The following is a 23,344-nucleotide window of genomic DNA, read 5'->3' as shown; positions in this document are numbered from 1 at the left end:
GTCTACAGAGGAAAAAATTACCAAACGTACCCGAAAATGACTCTGAAATTCGGGTACGAACCCCCTTGAAATTTCATATAGATCGAAAAAGCCGATACCGTAGCATCCCGATACAGTGTTTTGTCCGCAAATTCGGGTAGATCAGCAAAACCCTATTGAAAATATACGCACAGCAACAAATAACAGAGAGGTCAGCAATGCGACTGAATGAAATTCCAACTCCGTCCTATGTCATTGACGAGGGTAAACTTAAAAAGAACTGCGAGCTTCTGAAGTCCGTGGAGGACCGCGCGGGCTGCCGCATCCTCCTTGCGCAGAAGGCATTTTCCGGCTTTGCGGAATATCCGCTGATCGGAAGGTATCTTGCCGGTACGACCGCAAGCGGTTTATATGAAGCAAGACTTGGCAAGGAAGAAATGGGGAAGGAGAACCATGTGTTCTGCCCCGCATATAAGCCGGAGGAAATTCGGGAAATTGCGGAAATCTGCGATCATGTGATTTTTAATTCTTTTACGCAGCTTGATCGTTTTGCGCCGATTGTGGCGGAGCTTCACCGAAAGAAGCCGCAGCATTCATCGGCTGGCAGATCAATGGGCGCGCCGACCGGCATTGGCATTCGCCTAAATCCCGAATGCTCGACACAGGGGGACCATGCAATTTATGATCCCTGCGCACCCGGTTCCCGGATGGGCGTGACGCTTCAAAATTTTGAGCGGGGGCTGAAGGAGTATCCCGAGGCATTTAAGCTTGTGGATGGCTTCCATGTCCATACGCTTTGTGAGCAGAATGTTGACGACCTCATCACAACCATGCAGGCGGTAGAGGATAAATTCGGAAAATATCTCCGGAGTCCCCGGATCCGCTGGCTGAATCTTGGCGGCGGGCACCATATCACCAGAGCGGATTATGGCGTGGAGGATCTGATCGCCCTTGTACAGCGTCTCCGCGAAACCTATGATGTGGACATTTATCTTGAGCCGGGGGAAGCCGTGGCGCTCAATGCCGGCTACCTTGTTACAGAGGTCATGGACATAGTGGAAAACGGCATTACCACGCTGATTCTGGATGCTTCCGCCGCATGCCATATGCCGGATGTACTGGAAATGCCGTATCGTCCACCCCTCAAGGACAGCGAAGAAGCCGGAGTCAAAGCATTCACCTACCGTCTCTCCTCGCGGACCTGCCTTGCGGGGGATATCATCGGAGACTACTCCTTTGATCATAAGATCCGCCCGGGCGACCGGCTGTACTTTGAGGACATGGCGATCTACTCTATGGTCAAAAACAACACCTTTAACGGGATGCCGCTGCCCTCGATTTATGCTATGGATGCAAGCGGCGAATGCAGGCTGCTCCGGAAATTCGGATATGAGGACTTTAAGGGCAGACTCTCGTGAATCACGCTGTACGCAGGTTTCAGACGGCATCAAGAGGAGCTGCGCGCTTTTATACTACTTAGGATACTGAACTGCCGGGAGCGATGAGAATAGCTCTTGTTAGGATGCTAAACTGCCGGGTGCGATGAGGATAGCTCTTGCAGAAACAAAAGACAGATCGCCCGGATGGGCTGGAGGATGCGATGGTAAAACGATGGAAGGAATCTGCGGCTTCTCAGGGATTTCATATGCCGGGCGAATACGAACCGCACCGGGGGACACTTCTGATCTGGCCGGTGCGGCCCGGCTCATGGCCGTACCAGGGGCGGGAAGCCAAGAAGGTATTTCTCCGGATTGCGGATGAGCTGTCCCGGGGAGAGCAGGTCTTTATTCTTGCTGATGATGCGCATGCTGCGGAGGTGGAAGCATTGATCTCCGGAAATCCACGGATCTCGGTGCTGGAGATTCCGACAGATGACGCCTGGGCGAGAGATGTCGGACCAAGCTTTGTGGTGAATTCACAGACTGGAGAGGTGCGTGGTACCGACTGGGAGTTTAATGCCTGGGGCGGTGCAGTGGATGGACTCTATGCCCACTGGGATCGGGACAATGCAGCTGCTGCCGCGATCTGCGAGACCCTCGGATATGATTTTTTTGATGCGCGGGACTTTGTACTGGAGGGCGGATCGATTCACTGTGACGGTGAGGGTACTGTGCTGGTGACCAAGGCCTGTCTCTTAAGTGCCGGACGGAATCCCGCGCTGTCCCGGTCTCAGATTGAGGAAAGGCTTAAGGAAACGCTGGACGCGGAAAAGGTGATCTGGCTTCCGAGGGGCATTTACAACGATGAAACCAATGAGCATGTGGACAATGTCTGCGCTTTTGTACGGCCCGGAGAGGTAGTGCTTGCCTGGACGGATCGGCAGGATGACCCGCAGTATGCCCTGAGTCTTGCGGATCTTAAGGTGCTTACGGAGGAAACGGATGCCAGAGGCAGACATTTCCTCGTGCATAAGCTTCCGATTCCGGATGTGCCGGTCACAATCCGTCCGGAGGAGCTGTCCGGCTACTGCTTTGAAGAGGGAGAGGATACCCGGGAAACAGGAGAGCGTCTTGCGGCAAGCTATGTGAATTTCTATATCGGAAATGAAGTTGTGCTGCTGCCGGCATTCGGTGATGAAAACGCGGCTTCAGACCAACGGGCGAGAGAAATTCTTGCGGGGCTGTTTCCGGAACGCCGCGTGGTATCTGTGCCCGCCCGGGCGATTATTGTCGGAGGCGGAAACATTCACTGTATCACCCAGCAGATTCCGGATGGAAAGGCTCAGCGCAAGACCGCCTTTGCCGGTGAAGCATGAAGTCCGAAAGGGGAAAGTTCTGAATGAGAGAAGTAACTTTAGCTACGGTGCAGATGCAGATGACAGCATCCGTGGAAGAAAATATACTGACGGCGGATCGGCTGGTGAGAGAGGCTGCGGAAAAAGGTGCCAATATTGTGCTGCTGCCGGAGCTTTTTGAACGTCCGTATTTCTGCCAGGAACGTCGATATGAATACTATGCGTTTGCCGCACCGGTGATGGAGAATGCTGCTGTCCGGCATTTTATGGCGGTGGCACGTGAGCTTGGTATTGCCATGCCGGTCAGCTTTTATGAGCGTGACCGGACTGTACTGTATAACTCGATTGCCATGCTGGATGCGGATGGGTCTTTGCTTGGCGTTTATCGTAAAACGCATATTCCGGATGACCATTTCTATCAGGAAAAATTTTATTTCACGCCGGGAAATACGGGATTCAAGGTGTGGGATACTCAATTTGGCAAGGTAGGCGTCGGGATCTGCTGGGATCAGTGGTTCCCGGAGACCGCAAGATCCATGGCACTGATGGGCGCGGAAATGCTCTTGTATCCGACGGCCATCGGCTCCGAACCGATTCTGCTCACGGATTCCATGCCGCACTGGCGCCGGACGATGCAGGGGCATGCTTCGGCAAATCTTATGCCGGTAGCTGCCGCCAACCGGATCGGTCTGGAAACGGTGGAGCCTTGTGAAGCCAATAATATGCAGAGCTCAAGTCTTTGCTTCTATGGTTCCTCCTTTATCACTGACGGGACCGGTGCAATCCTCCAGGATGGCTGCCGGGATCATGAGGAAATTCTCACGCAGAAGCTGGATCTTGACCAGCTCGCAGAGGACCGCCTGAGCTGGGGACTGTTCCGGGACCGCCGACCGGAATGCTATCAGGAGATCGTGGAATAGTCGAAAAAAGGTTTTAATCCGGTTTATGTAAGGTTTCTTTACAAAGGCATAATCATAAATCACAACAAAAAACTGAGCCAACCTACACTAAAACGTCGCTTTTTCAAGAAAAAGGCGGCGTTTTTTTCGTGGCCCGGTTTGGGAAAGGAGTGGTGCTGACTTAATACTAAAACGAAAGGGGGAATATTTTAGCTGGCCGGGCCGGGAGGTCTGGCCTTTTTTCATCTCACGAAAAAGGAGGTTAGCCAATGGCAGATGAAAAAGTAAACATGAGCCCGGAGGAAAGGAAAACCCCGGAAGCTCCGGCCCCGTCCGGGCCGGGCGATCCGCCCGCGCCGGAACACACCGAGGGGCCCGCTGTCCCTGGTGGGGATCAGGCGGCCCCCGCTCATGTGGGGCCCGCCACGCCAGAGCAGTCTGTTATCCCCGGTATGGGTGAGGACGCTCCCGCGCCGTCCGGCAAGGTAATCAACCTTTCGGACATCCAGGCCGCTGATAAGGGTAGCAAGGAGGCTTCTGCTCCCGCCCCGGACAAGAAAGCGCCGGAGGCGGATAAGCCGCCGAAGCGCCGGGGCCGCCCGCCGAAAGAGCAGGCCGGGCCGACTGCGGAGAAAAAAGCGAAAACGGCGGAGCCCCGCACAGGCCGCCCGTCTAAGGTTGACAAGGCGGCCCGTGAGGAGGCTCCGCCCTCTGTTCGGGACAAAGTGTCCAGAGGTAAGAAAGCCGACAAGGGCAAGGAAACGGGCTCCGGCGGTGCGCCAGCGTCTAAATCCGCTCAGACGGTAAAGCCGGGCAAGGCCGCTCCCGTCAAGGAGGCGGCAGTCCCGCCGCCGGAGATCAAGCTACCGCCTACGCCGGAGGTGCCGCCCCGCCCGGTGGAAGAGGGAAAAATCGTCTATCTGAAAATGTCGGAGCTTCATCCGTTCCACACGTTCCGGGAGCATCCCTACAAGGTGCAGGACGATAAGGCGATGGACGATCTGGTGGGGACGATCAAGGAACACGGCATTATGACCCCCGCCACTGTCCGCCCGGAAAAGGACGGCAAGGGTTATGAGATTATCGCGGGCCACCGCCGCCATCATGGTGGTGAACGGGCCGGACTGGAGGAAATGCCCTGTATTGTCCGCGAGATGACTGACCTTGAAGCTGTCCGGGAAATGCGTAACAGCAACAAACAGCGCGGCGATCCCCTCCCCAGCGAGCTGGCAAAGCTCCTGGATTTGGAGGTGGAGGCCATCAAGCGACAGGGGGCCCGCCCGAAGAATGAGAAAGAGGCCGAGGCCCTGGGTAAGCTCTCGGTGGAGATCGTGGGTAAGGAACACGACATGAACTATAAAAAGGTCATGCGGTATATCCGCCTGAACTCCCTGGTGCCGGAGCTTCTGGACAAGGTGGACGCAAAGCAGATGGGCTTTATGCCTGCGGTGGAGATCTCGTATATCAGGCCGGAAAACCAGCGGCTGATTGCCGTTTCCATTGACGGGGAGCAGTCCTCCCCCTCGGTGGCCCAGGCAAAGCGGCTCCACGAGCTGGACAAGGAGGGCAAGCTCAACGGCGATGTGATTGACGGTATTCTGAGTGAAGAGAAAAAGGAGGATCGCGGTGTGATTATTTCGACTGCTGAACTGTCTAAGTATTTCGGCAAGGAGGTCACTCCTGCCAAAATGAAGGAGCAGATCATGGCCCTGCTGGACGAGTGGAAAGAGAAACAGCCGCCCGAACTGGCAAAGCCGGACAAGAAAAAGGACTTGGAGAAGTAACCCGGCCCCGCTTCTGGACACTTTGTCCAGAGGTAAGCGCCCCGCGCTTGGGATGGGCTCTGTGGTGATATATCCCCCGTCGCCGCCTATATTCCTGCACAGCCGGGAGTGGGCCGTCAAGGGTGCAACGCACCGCCGCTTGCGGCGGCCTGCCCTTGACGGTCTGCCCCGGCTGTGCTACTTCCAGCGGCGCGGCGGGGGCATATATCCTCCAGAGCCGCCCCCTTTCCCTGGATAGGGAAAGGGCGGGGGGATAGGGTCGAACTACCTATTATAAATATCGGAGGTGTTGAAGATGAAACGATCCCTTGCTTATATTACTGCCGCATGGCGCGGCGATCCTGCGGTGGACATGGAGCAGGCGGCGCATTACTGCCGCGTGGTCTACGATGCGGGCTATTCCCCCATCTGCCCCATGCTCTATCTGCCGCTGTTTCTCAATGACGCGGTACCGGAGGAGCACAAGAACGGCATCGACATGGGCCGTGACCTGCTCCGGCGCTCCCGTGTGCTGGTGGTGTGCGGCCATACGATCACCGAGTCCATGAAAAATGATATTGCCGTGGCCCAGCGGCTGGGGATCACCGCCACCACCCTTGAGGGCATCCTCACCGTCAAGGGCCAGGGCCGCCGCTGATATGGCGTCCCTGTTTGAAGCCTACATCACCAACCTGGGGAAATACAACGAGGGCGAGCTGGTTGGTGAAACCTTGAAATTCCCCACTACCACGGAGGAGGTGCAGGCGCTCCTAAAACACATCGGCGTGGACGGGGTGCGGTACGAGGAATTTTTCATCACCAGCTTTGACGGTGATGTACTGGGGCTCTATGACTACTTAGGCGAATATGATAACCCGGACGAACTCAACCATCTGGCCTGCCTGCTTTCCGAGCTGGATCAAGGCGACTTGGAAAAGTTTGAGGCGGTCATTGACAGCGGCGAACATACTTCCAGCGTGGCTGACCTGATCAACCTCACACAAAACCTGGATTGCTTCGAGTTTTATCCCGGTGTGGAGGACGATGAAACCCTGGGCCGCATCTATGTGGAGGACATGGAGGCCATTGACATTCCCGATCACCTGCTCCCTTACTTCGACTATGAAGCATACGGGCGGGACGTGCGGATCAACGAGGACGGCCACTTTGCCCCCGGCGGCTATGTGCTGAACAACGGCGGGAAATTCATCGAGCACTACCACGGGATCGAGGACATTCCCGCCGAGCACAAGGTTTTCGCGTTCCCGCAGCTCTCGGTGCGGGAGCAGATGGCGGCCTACAAAGAAATTATTGACGGCTCCTCCCTGGAGGGCTATCGGAAGATCGCCAAAAAGGAGCATGAGGAGCGATAGCGGCACTTCTGGACACTTTGTCCAGAGGTGCTTTTTCACGGAAAGGAGGGATACGGCTGATTGACGAGGACGTTTCCAGACGTACCATAGCAGTTTCCATCAAGGCGACAAAGCTCACGGGCCGGGTGCTGGCCCAGGCGTGTCTGGCGGTGGGCCGGAAGATCAAGAAAGCGCACCGGGCCCGCCAGACACCCCACGGCAAACAGACGGTGCGCCAGCTCATGGGCCACGGGGCCGCCACGAACAGCATCGAGGTGGAGTCCCCAAAGGACTTTGACCGGGTGGCCCGGAAATGGAATGTGGACTATGCCTTTTATAAGACCGGGCCGGACAAATACCTGCTGTTTTTCAAAAGCGGGCAGGCCGATGCCATCACCGCTTGTTTTTCGGAATATTCCCGGCGCGTGATGAAGCGTTCCAAGTCCCGGCGCGTCCCGATCCGGGAACAGCTCAAACGGGCCGCCGCTGAACTGGCCCGCCAGCCGTCCCACAAGAAAGAACGTGCAAGGGAGGCGGTGCATGAGGACAGATAGTATTAAGAAATATGTGATACCCAACATCCCGTACCTGTTTATCCTGTGGGCCTGCCTAAAGCTGGGGACGGCCTACCGCCTGGCTCCCGGAGTGGACTTTGCTCACAAGCTGATGGGCCTGGGCCAGAGCATCGGCCCGGCCTTTGCCGACTTTGCGCCGGGGCTCCATCCCCTTGACTGGCTCATCGGCATTGTGGGCGCGGTGGGCTTCCGCCTGCTGATCTATATGAAAAGCAAGAACGCAAAGAAATTCAGGCGGGATGAAGAATACGGATCGGCCCGCTGGGGCACCGAAAAAGACATCAAGCCCTTTGTCGATCCGAAGTTTGAAAACAACGTCATTTTGACAAAGACGGAGTTTCTCACCATGAACACCCGGCCTAAAAACCCGGCCAACGCCCGCAACCTCAATGCCTGCATCATCGGCTCATCCGGGTCGGGCAAAACCCGCTTCTGGCTCACGCCCCAGCTACTCCAGGCGCACAGCTCCTATGTGTGCGTCGATCCCAAAGGCGGGGTGCTCTCCCAGGTGGGTGCTTTCCTGCAACGCCGGGGCTATAAGGTCAAAGTGTTCAACAGCATTGATTTTTCAAAATCCATGCACTACAATCCGCTGTCCTACATCCACAATGAGGCGGACATCCTAAAATTCGTGGACACCCTCATAGCGAACACCAAAGGCGAGGGCAAGGAGGGCGATCCGTTCTGGACAAAGGCAGAAACGCTCCTTTATTGTGCGTTGATTGCCTATATCATTTTCGAGGCTCCTGCCGAGGATCGGAATATCAATACCCTGGTGGACATGATTTCCGGCATGGACGTGAAAGAGGATGACGAGTCCTATATGAACGCGGTGGACTATATGTTCAAGGGCCTGGGAAAGCGCAAGCCGGATTGCTTTGCCGTGAAGCAGTACAAGAAATATAAGCTGGCCAGCGGCAAGACCGCAAAATCAATCCTGATTTCCTGCGGCTCCCGGCTGGCCCCCTTTGACATTCCCCAGCTCCGGGAGATCATGTCTTATGACGAGCTGGAGCTTGACCGCATCGGGGATCGGAAAACGGCGGTTTTCTTCACCATTTCCGACACCACCCCGACTTATAACTTCATTGTAGCCCTGGCCTTTTCGCAGATGTTCAATCTTCTGTGTGAACGGGCGGACAATGTTCACGGGGGCCGCCTGCCCCATCATGTGCGGGTGCTGTGGGACGAGGCTGCCAACACGGGGCAGGTGCCCTCGCTGGAGAAACTTGTCGCCGTGATCCGTTCCCGCGAGGTGAGTCTGTGCCTGTTCTACCAGCAGTACGCGCAGTGCAAGGCCATATACAAGGACAACGCGGAAACGATCCTGGGAAACATGGACAGCGTGATCTTCCTGGGCGGGCGGGAAAGCTCCACCATCAAGGAAATATCCGAGAACTGGCTGGGAAAGGCCACGATCTCCATGCAGACCGAGGGCCGTTCCCGTGGGCAGTCGGAAAGCTACAACCAGAACACCCAGCGGCTGGGCCGGGAGCTGATGACCCCCAGCGAGCTGGCTACCATGCCGGGCGACAAGTGCATTTTGCAGTTACGGGGCCTGCCCCCGTTCTTTTCGCCCAAATACGATTTGAAACAGCACCCGAACTACAAGTACACGGCTGAGGCCGATAAAAAGAAAAACGCCTTTGACCTGGATAAGCTCATCAACCGCCGCAGGCGGCCTGGGCTTTCCGAGGCTTGTGAGGTGTACGAGGTAGACGCATCGGACACGGGGCCCGTAAGCGAGGACGAGGACATCCTCAATTACGACGATGTGGACGATCCAGATGCCTATGTATAAATCACTTCTGGACAAAGTGTCCAGAGGTCGCAACCTGCCGCCAGAAATGGCGGCTTTTTTCATGGCCGGGGAAAACCCGGAGAAATGGAGGCTATATGCAGTTCTTTTCTTCCGCTATTGATACTTTGCAGACCCTTGTTGTGGCTCTCGGCGCTGGTTTGGGCGTGTGGGGCGTTGTCAATCTCCTGGAGGGCTACGGCTCGGACAACCCTGGCTCAAAAAGCCAGGGCATGAAGCAGCTCATGGCGGGCGGCGGCATCATTCTGCTGGGCACCACCCTGATCCCTCTGCTGTCTGGCCTGTTTTAAGGTAAGGGCCTATGGATTTTCTCACCGACTGGCTCACAGTCTGGCTCAAAGAGCTGTTGATTGGCGGGATCATGGGGAACCTGGAGGGGCTCTTTGATTACGTCAATACCCAAGTCGGAGAGATCGCGGTACAGGTGGGGACTACCCCGGCGGCGTGGAACGCCGGGGTATTTTCCCTCATCCGCCAGCTTTCCGAAACGGTGATTTTACCGATTGCCGGGCTGGTACTGACCTTTGTTGCCACCTATGAGCTCATTCAGATGCTTTTGGAAAAAAACAATATGCACGAGTTTGACGTGGCGAATATCTACAAATGGATGTTCAAAACGGCTTGTGCCATCTTCATTCTCTCGAATACCTTTGATATTGTGATGGCCGTCTTTGACGTGTCGCAGACGGTGATTGCCCAGGCCGGAGGGCTCATCCAGGGCTCCACGGACATCACGCCGGATATGATCACGGAGCTGGAAACCACCCTGGAGGGGATGGACTTAGGGCCACTTCTCGGCCTGTGGCTCCAGTCCTCCATTATCGGCGTAACCATGTGGGCGCTGGGCATCGTCATCTTTGTCCTGGTCTACGGGAGGATGCTGGAAATCTATTTGCTCACCAGTTTGGCCCCGATCCCTATGGCGACAATCTCCCACCGGGAGGTGGGCCAGATCGGGCAGAACTATCTGCGCTCCCTGTTTGCCGTGGGCTTCCAGGGGATGCTCATTCTGGTGTGCGTTGCAATCTATGCGGTGCTGATCCAGGGGATTGCCACGGGCGGAGATCCCATCGGGGCAATCTGGGGCACCGTGGGCTATACGGTTTTGCTCTGCTTCATGCTGTTCAAAACCGGGACGATAGCGCGCAGCATCTTTAGCGCGCACTAAGGAGGTTTGATTTTATGGCGAATATGCAGACGGCGGCACAAGGGGCCCCCGTTATGGACGAGGCGGCGATGGCGGAAATGCGCCGCCTGATTTTTGAAGCGCCCATCCAGGAGCTGGCGGACGCCCAGGGCATTTCCATTGACGAGGCCGTACAGCTCCGGGTGGAGAAAAACCTGGAGGCCGCCGAGGTGCCTATCGAGGTGTCGGTGCGGCCCATTGAGCCCCAGGGCAAGCTGATTGGCTTTGCCAGCGTGAATATCGGCGGCATCGTGATTGACGATTTTAAGGTAGTCAACGGGAAAAACGGGATCTTCCTGGGGGAGCCCAGCAAACCCGATCCCACAACCCGGACGGGCTACCGCTCCACGGCGCGGGTGACAAACCGGGCCTTGCAGGAGCGACTGAGTGCGGCGGCGGCAGACGGCTACAACATGGCCGTGGAAAAGCTGATTGCCCGCGCCGAGGCCCTGCGTCCAAAGCCGATCCGGGAGCAGATGGCAAACGCGGCAAAGGAGGCCGCAAAGGAAAACGCCACCCGGCCCGCCCCGGCAAAGGGCAAGGAGGCCAGGGATGACCGATAAGGGCACCTCTGGACAAAGTGTCCAGAAGTCCCCGGAACTCACGGAGGGGCTGTTCCTCATGGACGGCATCGAGGGCCTGCGCTCCCTGCCCCGCCATTCCGTGGATATGCTCTTGACCGATCCGCCCTACGGCACTACCCGGAACTTTTGGGATGTGCCCCTGCCGCTCCCGGAGCTGTGGGAGGCGGTGAAATGGGCGGTCAAGCCGGACGGCGCGATCCTGTTCTTTGCTCAGTGCCCCTATGACAAGGTGCTGGGGGCATCCAACCTGTCCATGCTCCGCTATGAGTGGGTGTGGTATAAAAGCCGATGCACAGGTTTCCTCAACGCGAGGCGGGCCCCGTTAAAAAAGACGGAGAACATCCTGGTATTCTATCAGAAGCTCCCTCTCTACAACCCGCAGTTTGAACAGGGCAAGCCCTATAAGAGGAGCTTGACAAACAACGGGGACAGCCCCAACTATGGAAAATTCGTCCGCACCACAGGCGGCTCGGAGGACGGTCTGCGCTTTCCGGGGAATGTGCTCACGTTCCCCACCGTCCAGCGCACCGTCCACCCCACGCAGAAGCCGGTGGCCCTGTGCGAGTATTTCATCAAGACCTACACCCGGCCCGGCGAGCTGGTGGCGGACATCTGCGCGGGCTCCGGCACAACGGCGGTGGCCGCCCTCAACACGGGCCGCCGCTTCCTCTGTTTTGAAACCGTCCCGGCCTACTATGCCGCCGCCAGTGAACGCATCCGCGTGGCGGGCGCGGCGGTGGAGGCCGGGGAGAAAGGAGTTTGACTATCGGACAATATTCTGTGATCTACGCCGATCCCCCCTGGCGGTATTCTGCAAAGAATGTTCAGGGGGCGGCGGAAAAGCATTACCCCACAATGGGGATTGACGAGTTATGCATGCTCCCGGTGGCGGATCTGGCGGCCCCGGACAGCGTGCTTTTTTTGTGGGCTACGTTCCCGCAGCTTGCGGAGGCCCTGCGGCTGATCAAGGCGTGGGGCTTCACTTACAAGAGCGTTGCTTTCGTCTGGCTGAAGAAAAACCGCAAGTCCGAGGGCTGGTTCTATGGCCTGGGCTTCTGGACGCGGGGCAACGCGGAGGTCTGCCTGCTGGCAACGCGGGGACACCCAAAGCGGCAGGCGGCCAATATCCACCAGTTTATCATTTCCCCCATCCAGGAGCACAGCCGCAAGCCGGAGGAGGCCCGTGAAAAGATCGTGGCCCTCATGGGCGATGTGCCCAGGGTGGAACTGTTCGCCCGGCAGTCCCCGCCCGGCTGGGACGTGTGGGGGAACGAGGTGGAAAGCACCATCCCGGACTTCTGGACAAAGTGTCCAGAGGTGGCCGGGCCGGAAAGGAGTGATTGAAATTCCCTATGTAAATGTCCCCAACGACTTATCCAAAATCAAGACCAAACTTGCCTTTAACCTGACAAAGCGCCAGCTTGTGTGCTTCGGGATCGCGGCGGCGGTGGGCATCCCGTCCTACCTGCTGGCCCGGAGCACTATCGGCAACACGGGAGCCATGTTCCTGATGATGGGAGTGGCGCTCCCGGCGTTCCTGCTGGCGATGTATGAAAAAGACGGGCTCCCCTTTGAAAAGGTGGTGCGGAACGTCCTGCGGGCAAAGTTCCTGCGGCCTGGGGTGAGGCCCTACCAGACGGAAAATATCTATGCCCCGTTCACCCAGCGGGGCGCTGTGAGAAAGGAGGATGCGATTGCAGAACGCAAAAAGCCCAAAGCGCGGCCCCGGAAAGGCCGCTAAACGGAAAGCGGCGCTCTCCGCCCAGCAGACGATCCCCTATCTGGTAATGCACCCGGACGGGGTGTGCCAGCTCCCCGGCGGGCTCTACACAAAGACGGTGGAATATGAGGACATCAATTATTCCGTGGCAAGCACCGAGGATCAGACGGCGATTTTTGGCGGGTGGAGCTCGTTCCTCAACTACTTCGACAGCTCCCTGCCGTTCCAGCTCTCCTTTATCAACCGCCGCTCCCGTTCCCGGAGCAAGTACAAGGTAAACATTCCTCCGGCCCAGGATGACTATGACAGCATCCGGGCGGAGTTCACGGGAATGTTAAAAAGCCAGATCGCCAAAAGCAACAACGGCATCGAGCGGTCAAAATACATCACGTTCGGCCTGCCCGCCGAGGGGATCGCGGAAGCCCGCCCCCGCCTGGAACGGGTGGAGGCCGACGTGACAGGCAACCTCAAACGGCTGGGCGTTCCCTCTGTCCCGATGGACGGGCAGGCGCGGCTGGCTCTGCTTCACGGCCAGATGCACCCCGGCAACCGGGAGCCGTTCCGCTTCTCCTGGCAGGACATCCCCAAAACCGGGCTTGGCACAAAGGACTATATCGCGCCGGACAGCTTCGACTTCCGGCAGTCCCGGACGTTCCGCATCGGCCAATACTGGGGCGCGGCGTCCTACTTGCAGATTTTGGCGTCCGAGCTCTCTGACAAGCTCCTGGCGGAGATCCTGGAGCTGGATGCGGAAATGACGGTTACGCTCCATATTCAGACGGTGGATCAGCTCAAGGCCATTAAGACCATCAAGGGCAAGCTCTCCGACATCGGCAAAATGAAGGTGGAGGAACAGCGCAAGGCGGTGCGGGCCGGGTACGATCCCGACATCCTGCCCCCTGACCTGATTACATTCAGCAAGGACGCGGCAGAGCTCCTGGCCGATCTGCAGTCCCGCAACGAGCGGATGTTCCTCTTGACGTTCACGGTGATCAATATCGCGCCCACCCGCCAGCGGCTGGAAAACGATGTGTTCACAGTGGGCGGCATCGCGCAGAAATACAACTGCGCTTTGAAGCGGCTGGACTGGCAACAGGAACAGGGCTTTGTGTCCTCTCTGGCCCTGGGCTATAACGAGGTAGAAATCCAGCGGGGCATGACTACCAGCTCCACGGCAATCTTTATCCCCTTTATGACCAGGGAGCTGCGGATGGCCGGGCCGTCCCTCTACTACGGCATGAACGCTCTTTCCCACAACGTCATCATGGCAGATCGGAAAAAGCTGAAATCGGCCAACGGCCTTTATCTCGGCTCCACGGGCTCCGGCAAGAGCTTCGCCGCAAAGCGTGAGATCATCAACGTGTTTCTTGCCATCCCCAAAGACCGCATTATCATTGTCGATCCGATGGGGGAATATGCCCCGCTGGTGCGTAGGCTGGGCGGCCAGGTGGTGGAAATCGCCCCCGGCTCCCCCAGCCATATCAACCCGATGGACATCCAGCTTGATCTGGACGATGACGAAAGCCCGCTTTCCATGAAAGCGGATTTTTTGTTGTCCCTGTGCGAGCTGGTGGTGGGCGGCAAGGATGGCCTGCAACCCATCGAAAAGACGGTGATTGACCGCTGTGTGCGGCTCATTTACCGGGACATGGCCCTGGGCCTGGGGGACGGCAAGCCGCCTTTGCTCCAGGACTTGTACGAGGAGCTTCTGAAACAGCCGGAGCCGGAGGCCCGCCGGGTGGCAACCGCCCTGGAGCTCTACTGTACGGGCTCCCTTAACCTGTTCAACCACCAGACCAACGTAAAACTGACGGCGCATATTGTCTGCATCGTTCTCAAAGGGCTGGGAGAAAACCTCCGCAAGATCGCCATGCACGTTACCAACGACTTTGTAACGTCGGCGGTCAATGTGAATTTCCACAACGGCGTTTCTACCTGGTGCTACTTTGACGAGTTCCACATCCTGCTCAGGGACGCGCTCACCGCCAGCTACTTTGTGGCCGTGTGGAAGATGCTCCGCAAAAAAGGCTGCGTACCCTCGGCTTTAACGCAGAACGTCAAAGACCTTTTGGCCAGCCGGGAGATCGAGGCCATTCTGGACAACACCGACTTTATGATCCTGTTGTCCCAGGCCCAAAGTGACCGGGCGATTTTGGCAAAACAGCTCGGCATTTCCGAGCATCAGCTCTCCTATATCACCCATTCCAATTCCGGCGAGGGCCTGCTGTTCTATGGCGATGTGACTATTCCCTTTGTGGATCGGTTCCCCAAAGGCGAGATCTATAATCTGCTCACCACCCGCCCGGAGGACTTGAAGAATGAAGCGAAAACTGAATAAACCCCAACAGGAGCCCAGGGAGCGCCCCGGCTCCTGGGAGGAGCCCGCCGATCCCGGCGGTGCTTCTTCCGGGGCCGGGACAGAGGGCACTTCTGGACAAAGTGTCCACAAGTCAAAGTTCCGGCAGAAAAGTAAACAGGAACAGGCCGCCGCTTCTAAGCTCCGCATGGAAAAGCGGGGCGACAAGCTGGTGGCGGCCAAAGGCAAGCTGGCAAAGCAGAAGCCCCCGAAAAAGCCCGGCCCCGTCCGGCGGGTGGGCCGCGCCGCTGGCGGCACCGTTCACGGCTTTGTGCATGGGAAGATTTACGAAAACGAGCAGGAAAATGTGGGCATCGAGGGGGCCCACCGCTCCGAGCTGGTGGGCGAGGCCCTGGGCCGTAAAGGGGTACGGTTTGCTAAAAAGACGCTCCGGGAACACCCGGCAAAGGCCGTCCAGCGGGCCGAGTCCAAATATGTCAAGGCCACAGCGGACTATCATTTCCGCATGGCCGCCCAGGAGCACCCGGAAATGTCCGGCAACCCGGTTTCCCGGATGTGGCGCAAGCGCCGCTTGAAAAAGCAGTACCAGAAGCGGGCGCGGGAGGCGGTCAAGACCGGGGCAAAAGTGGCGGGCTTTGTGAAGCGGCATCCCGTGGGGGTGCTGCTGGCCCTGGCCTGCGTGCTCCTGCTCTTTATGATGCAGTCCTGTTCGTCCTCCCTGGTGACGCTTGGCAACGCCGGGGCTGGCGCGGTGGGCGCGACTACCTACCCATCCCAGGACGAGGAAATGCTGGCGGCGGAGGCGGCTTATGTGGGAATGGAGGCGGAGCTTGCAGACTACCTGGACAGCTACGAAAGCACCCACGACTATGACGAGTACCACTTCGACTTGGACAGCATTGAGCACGATCCCTATGTGCTGATCTCCATCCTGTCGGTGCTCCATGAGGGGGCATGGACGCTGGATCAGGTGCAGGGGACGCTGGAAACCCTCTTTGACCGCCAGTACATTCTCACCGAGGATGTGGTGGTTGAGGTGCGCTACCGGACGGACAGCGAGGGCAACTCCTACGATGTGGAAGTCCCCTACAATTACTACATCTGTTATGTGACGCTGGAAAACCGCAACCTGTCCCACCTGCCCCTGGAAATGATGAACGAGGAGCAGATGTCCCGGTACTCCCTCTATATGTCCACCCTGGGGAACCGACCTGACCTGTTCCCGGAGTCGGCCTATGTGGGGAAATACGTTACCAACCCGCCCGCCGGATATGACGTGCCGGGGGAATATCTGGACGATGAAACCTTTGCGGCTATGCTCACCGAGGCGGAGAAATACCTGGGCTATCCCTATGTGTGGGGAGGGAGTTCCCCGGCCACGTCCTTTGACTGCTCCGGCTTCGTGTCCTGGGTCATCAATCACAGCGGCTGGAATGTGGGCCGCCTGGGGGCCCAGGGGCTCTATAACATCTGCACCCCTACCAGCAGTCCAAAGCCCGGCGATCTGGTGTTCTTTGTCGGCACCTATGACACGGCGGGCGTGTCCCACTGTGGCATCTATGTGGGGGACGGGATGATGATCCACTGTGGAGATCCCATCCAATACGCAAACTTAAATACAAGCTACTGGCAATCTCATTTCTACGCCTACGGGCGTTTACCCTGACAAGGAGGTTATGTATGGCGGTAAGCAAAAGCCAGAAAATCCAGGCCGAGATTGATAAGGTCAAGGCCAAAATCAGCGAACAGCAGGCCCGGCTCAAGGAGCTGGAAAAGAACAAGCAGGAGGCCGAAAACAGCGAGATCGTGGACATCGTGCGGGGCATGAGCATTTCCCTGGAGGAGCTCCCCCTGGTGCTCCAGCGGCTCCGGGACGGCACTTCTGGACAAAGTGTCCAGAAGTCCGAGGACGGCGGAAAGGAGGAAAATTGAAGATGAAACGCTTTCGGGTGATGGCGGCGGCGCTGTGTGCCGCCGTTCTTTTATGCGGATTTAGCGTCCCGGCCTATGCCTATGCGGACGGCGGCGAAGGCGCGGACTATGGCGATCCCACTATGACCGAGGAAACCCCGGCCCCGGAGCCGGAGCCCACCATCGAACCGGGCGAGGGCTTTTCGGAGGAGGGCAACCTTGTGACCCGTGATCTGCTCTATGACGAGCACACCAACAAGCAGTTTATCACGGTGCAGACGGCGGGCGGGAACACCTTTTACATTGTCATTGACTATGACAAGCCCGTGGACGAGGAGGGCGAGCAGTATGAAACCTACTTCTTCAGCGTGGTAGACGAGGCCGATCTGCTGGCCGCAGCCGAGGCCGCCGGGGTGGAGCAGGCGGTCTGCTCCTGCTCGGAAAAATGCGCGGCGGGTGCCGTGAATACGGAGTGCGCGGTCTGCTCAGTCAATATGGAAAAATGCGTGGGCGTGGAGCCGGAGCCCGTGGAAACCGAGGAACCTGTCCCGGAGGAGGCCGAGCCGGAAACGGGCGGCAATACGGGGATGCTCCTGGCGGTGCTGGCCGTGGCCTTAGTGGGCGGCGGTGCGGCGTTCTATTTCAAGGTACTGCGCCCCAAACAGCAGAAAGCCGCCGAGCCCCAGGAGGACTATGGCGACGAGCTCCCGGACTATGACGGGCCGGACGGCTACGGGGACGAGGACGATGACGGCCCGCCCTGGGACGAGGAGGATGATAACGGAGAGGAGGCGGACAAATGAGGTTTACCGACAGCCCCTTTGAAAAAATGATGAAGCAGAAGCCCCACCCCCAGGCCCCGTCTGCCCCGAAAGCGCCCAGGGGCTCCCGGTGCTCCGGGTGCCCCTACTGGCGGGGCATCGGCTGTGTGTCCTGCTACCGGGAGCTCATGCGGGCCCCGGCTGGCGGGAGGTGACGGCTTGGCCCGTGAACTGACACGCGAGGAAAAACGGGCGATCCGCGCCCTGGTAACAAAGTGGTGCGCCAACTATGACAAGGAATACGGGTGCCTGCCCCTGGAGTGCGAGTGCTATATGTTCGGCAAATGCTGGACAGGTGCTTACTGCCGCTACTTCCGGGAGGCCGTCCTGCCCCTTGATCCGGCGCTGGAGGCCGCCCTCTTGACTGAGGGGCCCAGGCCGGAGTTTAAGCCCTGTCCCATCTGCGGCGGGGCTGTCCCCGCTGATGGGCGCATGGCCTACTGCTCCGAGTCCTGCGCCCGGATTGCCCTGCGGCGGCAAAAGCGGGATTATATGCGGAAAAAGCGGAGGTGATGTGTGGAAAATTAGGCCCCGGAAATCCCGCTTGCATCAAGGCTTTCCGGGGCCGCTTTTGGGGTAGTCCGTATCTTTCTATGGCTTACCCCTGCTTTGTTAAAATGCTTTCCACATCTATCCCCGCCGCTTCTGGACACTTTGTCCAGAGGTAACGGCCTATTTTTCATTGATCCAGGAGGTGCTGTATATGGAACGAAACGCCGGATATGAAATCAAACGGCTTTTACTTTACGACGATAACACGGGTTTTGCCCTGGGGGAAAATCTGCGGGCCCCCGATCCCTATGTGACCTGGAAAGTCACCGAGGAACAGGGCCGCCGTTCTTTTGATTGGGGGCACTACTTTACAACAGAACGGGCGGCGGTCAAAGATTTTCTGAAACGGGCGGCTGACTATGAAAAAGACAACTCTGTTTCCCTGGTATCGGAAGGCCCCCAGCCGGACAGCTTCAAATACTATTCCACACAACGGCCCATTGACATCGGCACGTTCCCAAAGGGCGGCGGCAACGATCCCATCCGTTTCCAGAACTATGATAAACGGCTCCCAGTAGAGGGCGGCGCGTTCCTGGCCTGGGGCGAGCTGGAATATGGAAAACAGTTGACGGAGGATGAAATGTTCTGCTATGAACTCCAGCCATCGCGGGACAACCCGGATGTGTGGCGGCGCATGGATGCGCTGGCTCAGACGGTGGGGCCGTGGGAAGATATGCGTCAATTCCCGGAGGGACGCAGACTTACAGAATGGAGCTCCGAGGCGGGTGCCTATGTACCAAAAGCAAAGGCTACCGTGGAGAAGCTGGTGGAATGTACGGAAAGCATCCGAGTACAAAGGGTGCTTCTGGCTGGTGATAAACAGCCCTCAATCCGCGACCAGCTCAAGACCGCCCAACGGGAGGCCCAGGAACACCGGGCCCCGGACGGCCCCAAAAAGAAAGCCCCTGACCGGGGCGACAGATAGGAGGAAGATTATGGACAAGAAGCGTGAACAGGATTTTGCCAACCAGGAAGCCCTGCGGCTCTCCGGGGTATTCAATACGCCGATCCCCGCCCAGCCCCCGGAACGGGAAAAGGCGCTGGACAAGGTAAAGGAGCCGCCCCGCATCTGCCGGAGCCTGGAACGGGAGGAACGGTGACAAAGAAACGCCGCCGCCCTATCCATCTCCATGTAATGGTGTCTGAGGAGGAGCTGGCGCTGATCCGGGAGCGCATGGCCGAGGCAGGCATCCGCAATATGGGGGCCTATATGCGGAAAATGGCCCTCAATGGGTATGTGCTCCATGTTGACCTGTCGCCTGTCCAGGAGCTGGTGTCGCTCCAGCGGCGGTGCTCCAACAATCTAAACCAGGTGGCGATCCAGGCGAATACCTACGGCGGCATTTACCCGGAGGAGATTACGGCTCTGCAACGGGACTATGAAAAGCTGTGGCGGCCCCTTTCCGATCTGCTGGAAAAGCTCTCCGCCATCGTGCGGCTCTGACCTGCCGGGGAGCGGTTCTGCCGTTCCCCGGCTATCTCGACTTCTGGACATTTTGTCCAGAGGTGGGGATAGCCGAGGCATCCTTGTTGGCCCCCTCCCGCAGAGTTATAATATACATATAGAGGCGAACAACGAACTTTTGTAGGAGGTATGAACCATGCGGATAATCTTAAAAATCATCGCGGCTCCCTTTGTCCTGGCTCTGATCCTCATTGTGGCGGTGCTTACGTTCCTGTCCTGCGTGGCGGGGGCGGTGTGCATTGTGGCTTGTGTGGGTCTGTCCCTGCTGGCGATCCTCTGCCTGCTGGCCGGGCAGACAGTAGGCTGCATCGCCATGTTTGTGCTGGCGTTCCTGGTTTCCCCCTTTGGGCTCCCGGCCCTGGGCGGCTGGCTGGTGGAGCGCCTGCATGGAGTGAAGTATGCGGCGATGGACTTTATGGCGAGCTGATACTTATGGACAAAGTGTCCAGAGGTGCCGGGCGGCGGGTGGAGTAGACCGCCGCCCGCTTTTTCTGCTGGGAAAGGAGGTGCGGCTATCGCTACAACTTACATCCGGCCCTACAAGGTGGCGGCGGGAAAAACGGCTGTCCAGACGATGGAGGATCGGTTAGCCTACGGGCTCAATCCGAAAAAGCTGGGGGCCGTGTCTGCCTACCTCTGCGATCCGGCGTCGGCCCCGGCTGAGTTTCTTCTGACAAAGAGCCAGTACCAGGCGGAAACGGGCCGGGCCGTGGAGCGCGGGGCCCTGTTCTTTCAGATCCGGCAGGCGTTCCCGCCTGGTGAGGTCACGCCGGAGGAGGCAAACAAAATCGGCTATGAAACGGCCATGCGCTGGACAAAGGGCAAGTACCAGTTCTTTGTCTGTACCCACATCGACAAAGGGCACGTTCATAATCACATTTACTACAACTCCACGGCCCAGGACTGCTCCCGGAAGTTTCATAACTTCATTGGCTCCAGCTTTGCGGTGCGGCGGCTCTCTGACCGGGTGTGCATCGAGCATGAGCTGTCCGTCATTCAAAATCCGAAACAGCACAGCAAGGGCCGCTTTCTCCACTATGGCCAGTGGATCGGGGAAAAACCGCCCTCTGCACAACAGCGGGTGCGGCTGGCCATCGTGGAGGCCCTGGGGCGAAGGCCCGCTGACTTCCCGACGTTCCTGCGGCTTATGGAGGAGTCCGGCTTTCAAGTGAAGCATGGGCGGGGCGGCGCGATCTCGTTCCTGGCCCCTGGGCAGGACAAGTACACCCGTCTGCGGGCATCCACCCTGGGCCCTGGTTTCGATCCGGATGACATCCGGGCGGTGATTGCCGGGGAGCGGCCCATCCCGGAGCTTCCCCAGGACAGCCCGGCCCCGGCCCGGCGCGTCAATCTGATTATCGACATTAGGGAGCGCATGGCCCAGGGCAAGGGGCCCGGCTATGAGCGGTGGGCCAAAGTTTACAACCTCAAACAGATGGCCGCCGCGCTCCAGTACCTCCGGGAACACGATCTAATGGATTATGACGCGCTGGCCGCCAGCACAGAGGCGGCTGTGGATCGCGCCCACAAGCTGGCCGGGGAGCTGCGGGACACAGAGGCGGCCCTCTCTAAAACTTCTGAGCTCATGGGGGCGGTGGTACAATATGCAAAGACGCGCCCTGTGTTCGATAGCTACAAAGCGGCCCGGTATTCTAAAAAGTACCTGGCCCAGCACGAGGCGGAGCTGGCCGACTACCGGGCGGCCAAAGCTACTATGAGCGATCTTTTGGGCGGGGCGAAGCTCCCGAAAATGGACGCGCTGAAAAAGGAGCGCCGGGAGCTCTCCGAAAAGAGAAAGGCCCTTTATGCGGAATACCGCAAGGCCCAGGCGGAAATGCGGCAGGCCGTGGCGGTCAAGGCGAACATTGACCATCTGCTCGGCCATACGGATGGGCGTGAAAATAAGGCCCAGGAGCGATAGCTCCGGGCCGCAGACAACCAGGGACTTCTGGACAAAGTGTCCAGAAGTCCGGCGGGTTTGGGGAGCTCCCCAACAAGCATTTTCACGGGCCTGCGGCCTGTGAAAATTTCGGAGTGTGGCCACACCCGAATTGCTTGCCAAAACGTACAAGCCCCGAAAATAGAACAAAACGCTATTGACCGAATCGGTTATTTATGATACAGTGTTTATGGATAACCGATTCGGTTATTTACAGGAGGGGGATAATGGTGGAAAAATTTTTAGCACTTTCACAAGAGAAACAGGCAACGATCCGCAATGCGGCACTTGCCTGCTTCGCAAAGCATGGATATGAAAAAGCGTCTATCCATGATATTGCGGTAATGGCAGGTATCTCAAAAGCGTCTGTCTTTCAGTATTTTGGAAATAAGCAGGCTCTTTATCAGTATTTGCTCGACTACTGCATAGCCCAAATGAAGCAGGCCTATGATGCAAGCACACTGGATTTGAACACAGACTTTTTTGATCGTGTATGGGAAGCCAGTGTTATGAAAGTTGAGAACTTGAAAAAGTACCCGCATATTGCATCGTTTATCGCAAGCGCAGCAGCAGAATCAATACCGGAATTAAAAGATGCTTTATTTTCTGCGACAAGCGAAAAGTTTGTAGAGACGCTGGTCTTGCATGAGGAAGATTGCAAGAAATTCAAGCGTCCAGAGGATGCGCTGTTGGTGTTTCGGATGTTTATGATGCTTGCACAGGGCATGGCAGTTCAGTTGGAGAACGGATCAGATTATGACGGTATTATGAAAGAGTTTGAAAAAATCTTAAAAATGCTGAAATACAATTTTTACAAGGAGGAATATCTGCCATGAATGAACCAGTGATTGTTTTAAATGAACTTACAAAAAGTTATGGAAGACATCGAGGGGTTGAGGGCATCAGCTTTTCCGTTTGTCAGGGCGAGATTTTCGGCTTTATCGGCCCGAATGGCGCTGGGAAGTCTACGACTATCCGCGCCTTGATGGGCCTGTTGAAGCCTACCAGCGGAAGTGCATCCATCTTCGGGCTGGATTGCAGTCAGGAGCCTGCCCGTATCGCAAAGGATGTGGGGTATCTCCCCAGCGAAAACTGCTATTACAACAATATGAAAGTGAGAGAAATGCTCCTCTACACGGCGGAACTATATGGCGTGGACGGTCACCGCCGAATGGAAGAATTAGCGGGGCGGTTTAATTTGGATTTGTCCAGGCGAATCGGTGATCTATCTTTAGGAAACAAGAAAAAAGTAGGTATCGTGTCGGCTTTGCTCCCATCTCCAAAGTTGCTTATCATGGACGAGCCTACCAGCGGTCTTGACCCGCTGATTCAGCAGACCTTTTATGACTTGCTGAAAGAAGAAAATGAACATGGTACAACTATTTTCCTGTCCTCTCATGTTTTGAGTGAGGTGCAACGGCTCTGTGACCGGGTAGCTATCCTCCGGGAGGGGAAATTGGTCGGCGTTCAATCTATGAAAACCTTGCGGGAGAACGGCTATAAGAAAATCTCCTTGACTGCTAAAAGTGCTATTCCAGAGGACTTCTTCTCTATCCCCGGCACAGCTAATTTTGAGCAGGACAAGGCAGGAACTTCTGTATCCTTTATGTTCAACGGAAGCTCTATGACAATCATGGAAAAGCTCCATCAGTTGGAACTGGAGGACATTTTGATTGAGGAACCGTCATTGGAAGAAATATTTCTCCATTACTACGAATAAGGAGGGCC

26 protein-coding genes are annotated in these 23,344 nt (G+C 57.3%); all 26 read left to right on the top strand.

The window, feature by feature from the left end:
- Positions 1 to 197 precede the first annotated feature (197 nt).
- A complete protein-coding gene (gene nspC, locus ACTNEN_RS04510) occupies positions 198 to 1,397 on the top strand; it encodes a carboxynorspermidine decarboxylase (RefSeq protein ID WP_441204853.1) in 1,200 nt (399 codons plus the stop codon).
- 182 nt (positions 1,398 to 1,579) lie between these two features.
- Positions 1,580 to 2,734 (top strand): agmatine deiminase, encoded by a 1,155-nt coding sequence (aguA, locus tag ACTNEN_RS04505; protein ID WP_441205077.1) that lies wholly within the window; start codon positions 1,580 to 1,582, stop codon positions 2,732 to 2,734.
- A gap of 23 nt (positions 2,735 to 2,757) precedes the next feature.
- Positions 2,758 to 3,633, top strand: coding sequence for an N-carbamoylputrescine amidase (gene aguB / locus ACTNEN_RS04500; protein WP_441204852.1), 876 nt, complete (start codon positions 2,758 to 2,760; stop codon positions 3,631 to 3,633).
- Positions 3,634 to 3,881: 248 nt separating this feature from the next.
- Positions 3,882 to 5,396 (top strand): ParB/RepB/Spo0J family partition protein, encoded by a 1,515-nt coding sequence (locus ACTNEN_RS04495; RefSeq protein WP_022512586.1) that lies wholly within the window; start codon positions 3,882 to 3,884, stop codon positions 5,394 to 5,396.
- Positions 5,397 to 5,691: 295 nt separating this feature from the next.
- Positions 5,692 to 6,033, top strand: coding sequence for a DUF7768 domain-containing protein (locus ACTNEN_RS04490; RefSeq protein WP_007488156.1), 342 nt, complete (start codon positions 5,692 to 5,694; stop codon positions 6,031 to 6,033).
- A gap of 1 nt (position 6,034) precedes the next feature.
- A complete protein-coding gene (locus ACTNEN_RS04485) occupies positions 6,035 to 6,748 on the top strand; it encodes an antirestriction protein ArdA (RefSeq protein ID WP_138341009.1) in 714 nt (237 codons plus the stop codon).
- A 149-nt stretch (positions 6,749 to 6,897) separates the two neighbouring features.
- Positions 6,898 to 7,281, top strand: a complete 384-nt coding sequence (locus tag ACTNEN_RS04480; protein ID WP_441204851.1) for a PcfB family protein — start codon at positions 6,898 to 6,900, stop codon at positions 7,279 to 7,281.
- Positions 7,268 to 9,103: a VirD4-like conjugal transfer protein, CD1115 family gene (locus ACTNEN_RS04475; protein WP_441204850.1), complete on the top strand. Its 1,836-nt coding sequence runs from the start codon at positions 7,268 to 7,270 to the stop codon at positions 9,101 to 9,103. The genes ACTNEN_RS04480 and ACTNEN_RS04475 overlap by 14 nt, the downstream gene beginning before the upstream one ends.
- 95 nt (positions 9,104 to 9,198) lie before the next feature.
- A complete protein-coding gene (locus tag ACTNEN_RS04470) occupies positions 9,199 to 9,411 on the top strand; it encodes a Maff2 family protein (RefSeq protein ID WP_002578752.1) in 213 nt (70 codons plus the stop codon).
- A gap of 11 nt (positions 9,412 to 9,422) precedes the next feature.
- Positions 9,423 to 10,289 carry a VirB6/TrbL-like conjugal transfer protein, CD1112 family gene (locus ACTNEN_RS04465; RefSeq protein WP_441204849.1) on the top strand — a complete coding sequence of 289 codons (867 nt, stop codon included), beginning with the start codon at positions 9,423 to 9,425 and terminating at the stop codon, positions 10,287 to 10,289.
- 14 nt (positions 10,290 to 10,303) lie between these two features.
- Positions 10,304 to 10,870 carry a septation protein SpoVG family protein gene (locus ACTNEN_RS04460; protein ID WP_195250317.1) on the top strand — a complete coding sequence of 189 codons (567 nt, stop codon included), beginning with the start codon at positions 10,304 to 10,306 and terminating at the stop codon, positions 10,868 to 10,870.
- On the top strand, positions 10,860 to 11,654 hold the full coding sequence (locus ACTNEN_RS04455) for a DNA-methyltransferase (RefSeq protein ID WP_195638620.1): 795 nt from the start codon (positions 10,860 to 10,862) through the stop codon (positions 11,652 to 11,654). The genes ACTNEN_RS04460 and ACTNEN_RS04455 overlap by 11 nt, the downstream gene beginning before the upstream one ends.
- Positions 11,651 to 12,235 (top strand): MT-A70 family methyltransferase, encoded by a 585-nt coding sequence (locus ACTNEN_RS04450; RefSeq protein ID WP_138341017.1) that lies wholly within the window; start codon positions 11,651 to 11,653, stop codon positions 12,233 to 12,235. The genes ACTNEN_RS04455 and ACTNEN_RS04450 overlap by 4 nt, the downstream gene beginning before the upstream one ends.
- Before the next feature lies 1 nt (position 12,236).
- Positions 12,237 to 12,632: a PrgI family protein gene (locus ACTNEN_RS04445; protein WP_054338606.1), complete on the top strand. Its 396-nt coding sequence runs from the start codon at positions 12,237 to 12,239 to the stop codon at positions 12,630 to 12,632.
- Positions 12,580 to 14,949, top strand: coding sequence for a VirB4-like conjugal transfer ATPase, CD1110 family (locus tag ACTNEN_RS04440; protein ID WP_334295705.1), 2,370 nt, complete (start codon positions 12,580 to 12,582; stop codon positions 14,947 to 14,949). The genes ACTNEN_RS04445 and ACTNEN_RS04440 overlap by 53 nt, the downstream gene beginning before the upstream one ends.
- The gene (locus ACTNEN_RS04435) at positions 14,930 to 16,594 is read left to right on the top strand and encodes a C40 family peptidase (protein WP_195638619.1); all 1,665 of its coding nucleotides are present in this window, start codon (positions 14,930 to 14,932) and stop codon (positions 16,592 to 16,594) included. Before ACTNEN_RS04440 ends, ACTNEN_RS04435 begins: the two co-directional genes overlap by 20 nt.
- A gap of 14 nt (positions 16,595 to 16,608) precedes the next feature.
- On the top strand, positions 16,609 to 16,860 hold the full coding sequence (locus ACTNEN_RS04430) for a DUF4315 family protein (protein ID WP_087232213.1): 252 nt from the start codon (positions 16,609 to 16,611) through the stop codon (positions 16,858 to 16,860).
- 2 nt (positions 16,861 to 16,862) lie between these two features.
- Positions 16,863 to 17,642 (top strand): DUF4366 domain-containing protein, encoded by a 780-nt coding sequence (locus ACTNEN_RS04425; RefSeq protein ID WP_110441892.1) that lies wholly within the window; start codon positions 16,863 to 16,865, stop codon positions 17,640 to 17,642.
- Between the two features lie 177 nt (positions 17,643 to 17,819).
- On the top strand, positions 17,820 to 18,173 hold the full coding sequence (locus ACTNEN_RS04420) for a cysteine-rich VLP domain-containing protein (RefSeq protein WP_138341021.1): 354 nt from the start codon (positions 17,820 to 17,822) through the stop codon (positions 18,171 to 18,173).
- A 190-nt stretch (positions 18,174 to 18,363) separates the two neighbouring features.
- Positions 18,364 to 19,137 carry a hypothetical protein gene (locus tag ACTNEN_RS04415; RefSeq protein ID WP_171032240.1) on the top strand — a complete coding sequence of 258 codons (774 nt, stop codon included), beginning with the start codon at positions 18,364 to 18,366 and terminating at the stop codon, positions 19,135 to 19,137.
- A gap of 10 nt (positions 19,138 to 19,147) precedes the next feature.
- Positions 19,148 to 19,312, top strand: a complete 165-nt coding sequence (locus tag ACTNEN_RS04410) for a hypothetical protein (protein ID WP_022512588.1) — start codon at positions 19,148 to 19,150, stop codon at positions 19,310 to 19,312.
- The gene (locus ACTNEN_RS04405) at positions 19,309 to 19,656 is read left to right on the top strand and encodes a plasmid mobilization protein (protein WP_022512589.1); all 348 of its coding nucleotides are present in this window, start codon (positions 19,309 to 19,311) and stop codon (positions 19,654 to 19,656) included. The genes ACTNEN_RS04410 and ACTNEN_RS04405 overlap by 4 nt, the downstream gene beginning before the upstream one ends.
- Positions 19,657 to 19,813: 157 nt before the next feature.
- Positions 19,814 to 20,104 carry a CD1845 family protein gene (locus ACTNEN_RS04400; protein WP_021903928.1) on the top strand — a complete coding sequence of 97 codons (291 nt, stop codon included), beginning with the start codon at positions 19,814 to 19,816 and terminating at the stop codon, positions 20,102 to 20,104.
- A 147-nt stretch (positions 20,105 to 20,251) separates the two neighbouring features.
- Positions 20,252 to 21,598: a relaxase/mobilization nuclease domain-containing protein gene (locus ACTNEN_RS04395; RefSeq protein ID WP_138341023.1), complete on the top strand. Its 1,347-nt coding sequence runs from the start codon at positions 20,252 to 20,254 to the stop codon at positions 21,596 to 21,598.
- 245 nt (positions 21,599 to 21,843) lie between these two features.
- Positions 21,844 to 22,452, top strand: a complete 609-nt coding sequence (locus tag ACTNEN_RS04390; RefSeq protein ID WP_022512591.1) for a TetR/AcrR family transcriptional regulator — start codon at positions 21,844 to 21,846, stop codon at positions 22,450 to 22,452.
- The gene (locus ACTNEN_RS04385) at positions 22,449 to 23,336 is read left to right on the top strand and encodes an ABC transporter ATP-binding protein (protein ID WP_022512592.1); all 888 of its coding nucleotides are present in this window, start codon (positions 22,449 to 22,451) and stop codon (positions 23,334 to 23,336) included. Before ACTNEN_RS04390 ends, ACTNEN_RS04385 begins: the two co-directional genes overlap by 4 nt.
- The last annotated feature ends 8 nt before the right edge of the window (positions 23,337 to 23,344 follow it).

It is taken from the genome of Oribacterium sp. HCP28S3_H8 (assembly GCF_052064775.1).
Lineage (GTDB): Bacteria > Bacillota > Clostridia > Lachnospirales > Lachnospiraceae > Oribacterium.
The sequence above is the reverse complement of the archived record's forward strand: the minus strand, read 5'-3'. Positions and strand labels throughout refer to the sequence as shown.

What these genes read in the sequence shown, in the direction of transcription:
- nspC (WP_441204853.1), top strand. Translation starts at nt 198, where the DNA reads ATGCGACTGAATGAAATTCCAACTCCGTCCTATGTCATTGACGAGGGT.
- aguA (WP_441205077.1), top strand. Translation starts at nt 1,580, where the DNA reads ATGGTAAAACGATGGAAGGAATCTGCGGCTTCTCAGGGATTTCATATG.
- aguB (WP_441204852.1), top strand. Translation starts at nt 2,758, where the DNA reads ATGAGAGAAGTAACTTTAGCTACGGTGCAGATGCAGATGACAGCATCC.
- ACTNEN_RS04495 (WP_022512586.1), top strand. Translation starts at nt 3,882, where the DNA reads ATGGCAGATGAAAAAGTAAACATGAGCCCGGAGGAAAGGAAAACCCCG.
- ACTNEN_RS04490 (WP_007488156.1), top strand. Translation starts at nt 5,692, where the DNA reads ATGAAACGATCCCTTGCTTATATTACTGCCGCATGGCGCGGCGATCCT.
- ACTNEN_RS04485 (WP_138341009.1), top strand. Translation starts at nt 6,035, where the DNA reads ATGGCGTCCCTGTTTGAAGCCTACATCACCAACCTGGGGAAATACAAC.
- ACTNEN_RS04475 (WP_441204850.1), top strand. Translation starts at nt 7,268, where the DNA reads ATGAGGACAGATAGTATTAAGAAATATGTGATACCCAACATCCCGTAC.
- ACTNEN_RS04470 (WP_002578752.1), top strand. Translation starts at nt 9,199, where the DNA reads ATGCAGTTCTTTTCTTCCGCTATTGATACTTTGCAGACCCTTGTTGTG.
- ACTNEN_RS04465 (WP_441204849.1), top strand. Translation starts at nt 9,423, where the DNA reads ATGGATTTTCTCACCGACTGGCTCACAGTCTGGCTCAAAGAGCTGTTG.
- ACTNEN_RS04460 (WP_195250317.1), top strand. Translation starts at nt 10,304, where the DNA reads ATGGCGAATATGCAGACGGCGGCACAAGGGGCCCCCGTTATGGACGAG.
- ACTNEN_RS04455 (WP_195638620.1), top strand. Translation starts at nt 10,860, where the DNA reads ATGACCGATAAGGGCACCTCTGGACAAAGTGTCCAGAAGTCCCCGGAA.
- ACTNEN_RS04440 (WP_334295705.1), top strand. Translation starts at nt 12,580, where the DNA reads ATGCGATTGCAGAACGCAAAAAGCCCAAAGCGCGGCCCCGGAAAGGCC.
- ACTNEN_RS04435 (WP_195638619.1), top strand. Translation starts at nt 14,930, where the DNA reads ATGAAGCGAAAACTGAATAAACCCCAACAGGAGCCCAGGGAGCGCCCC.
- ACTNEN_RS04430 (WP_087232213.1), top strand. Translation starts at nt 16,609, where the DNA reads ATGGCGGTAAGCAAAAGCCAGAAAATCCAGGCCGAGATTGATAAGGTC.
- ACTNEN_RS04425 (WP_110441892.1), top strand. Translation starts at nt 16,863, where the DNA reads ATGAAACGCTTTCGGGTGATGGCGGCGGCGCTGTGTGCCGCCGTTCTT.
- ACTNEN_RS04415 (WP_171032240.1), top strand. Translation starts at nt 18,364, where the DNA reads ATGGAACGAAACGCCGGATATGAAATCAAACGGCTTTTACTTTACGAC.
- ACTNEN_RS04410 (WP_022512588.1), top strand. Translation starts at nt 19,148, where the DNA reads ATGGACAAGAAGCGTGAACAGGATTTTGCCAACCAGGAAGCCCTGCGG.
- ACTNEN_RS04400 (WP_021903928.1), top strand. Translation starts at nt 19,814, where the DNA reads ATGCGGATAATCTTAAAAATCATCGCGGCTCCCTTTGTCCTGGCTCTG.
- ACTNEN_RS04395 (WP_138341023.1), top strand. Translation starts at nt 20,252, where the DNA reads ATGGAGGATCGGTTAGCCTACGGGCTCAATCCGAAAAAGCTGGGGGCC.
- ACTNEN_RS04390 (WP_022512591.1), top strand. Translation starts at nt 21,844, where the DNA reads ATGGTGGAAAAATTTTTAGCACTTTCACAAGAGAAACAGGCAACGATC.
- ACTNEN_RS04385 (WP_022512592.1), top strand. Translation starts at nt 22,449, where the DNA reads ATGAATGAACCAGTGATTGTTTTAAATGAACTTACAAAAAGTTATGGA.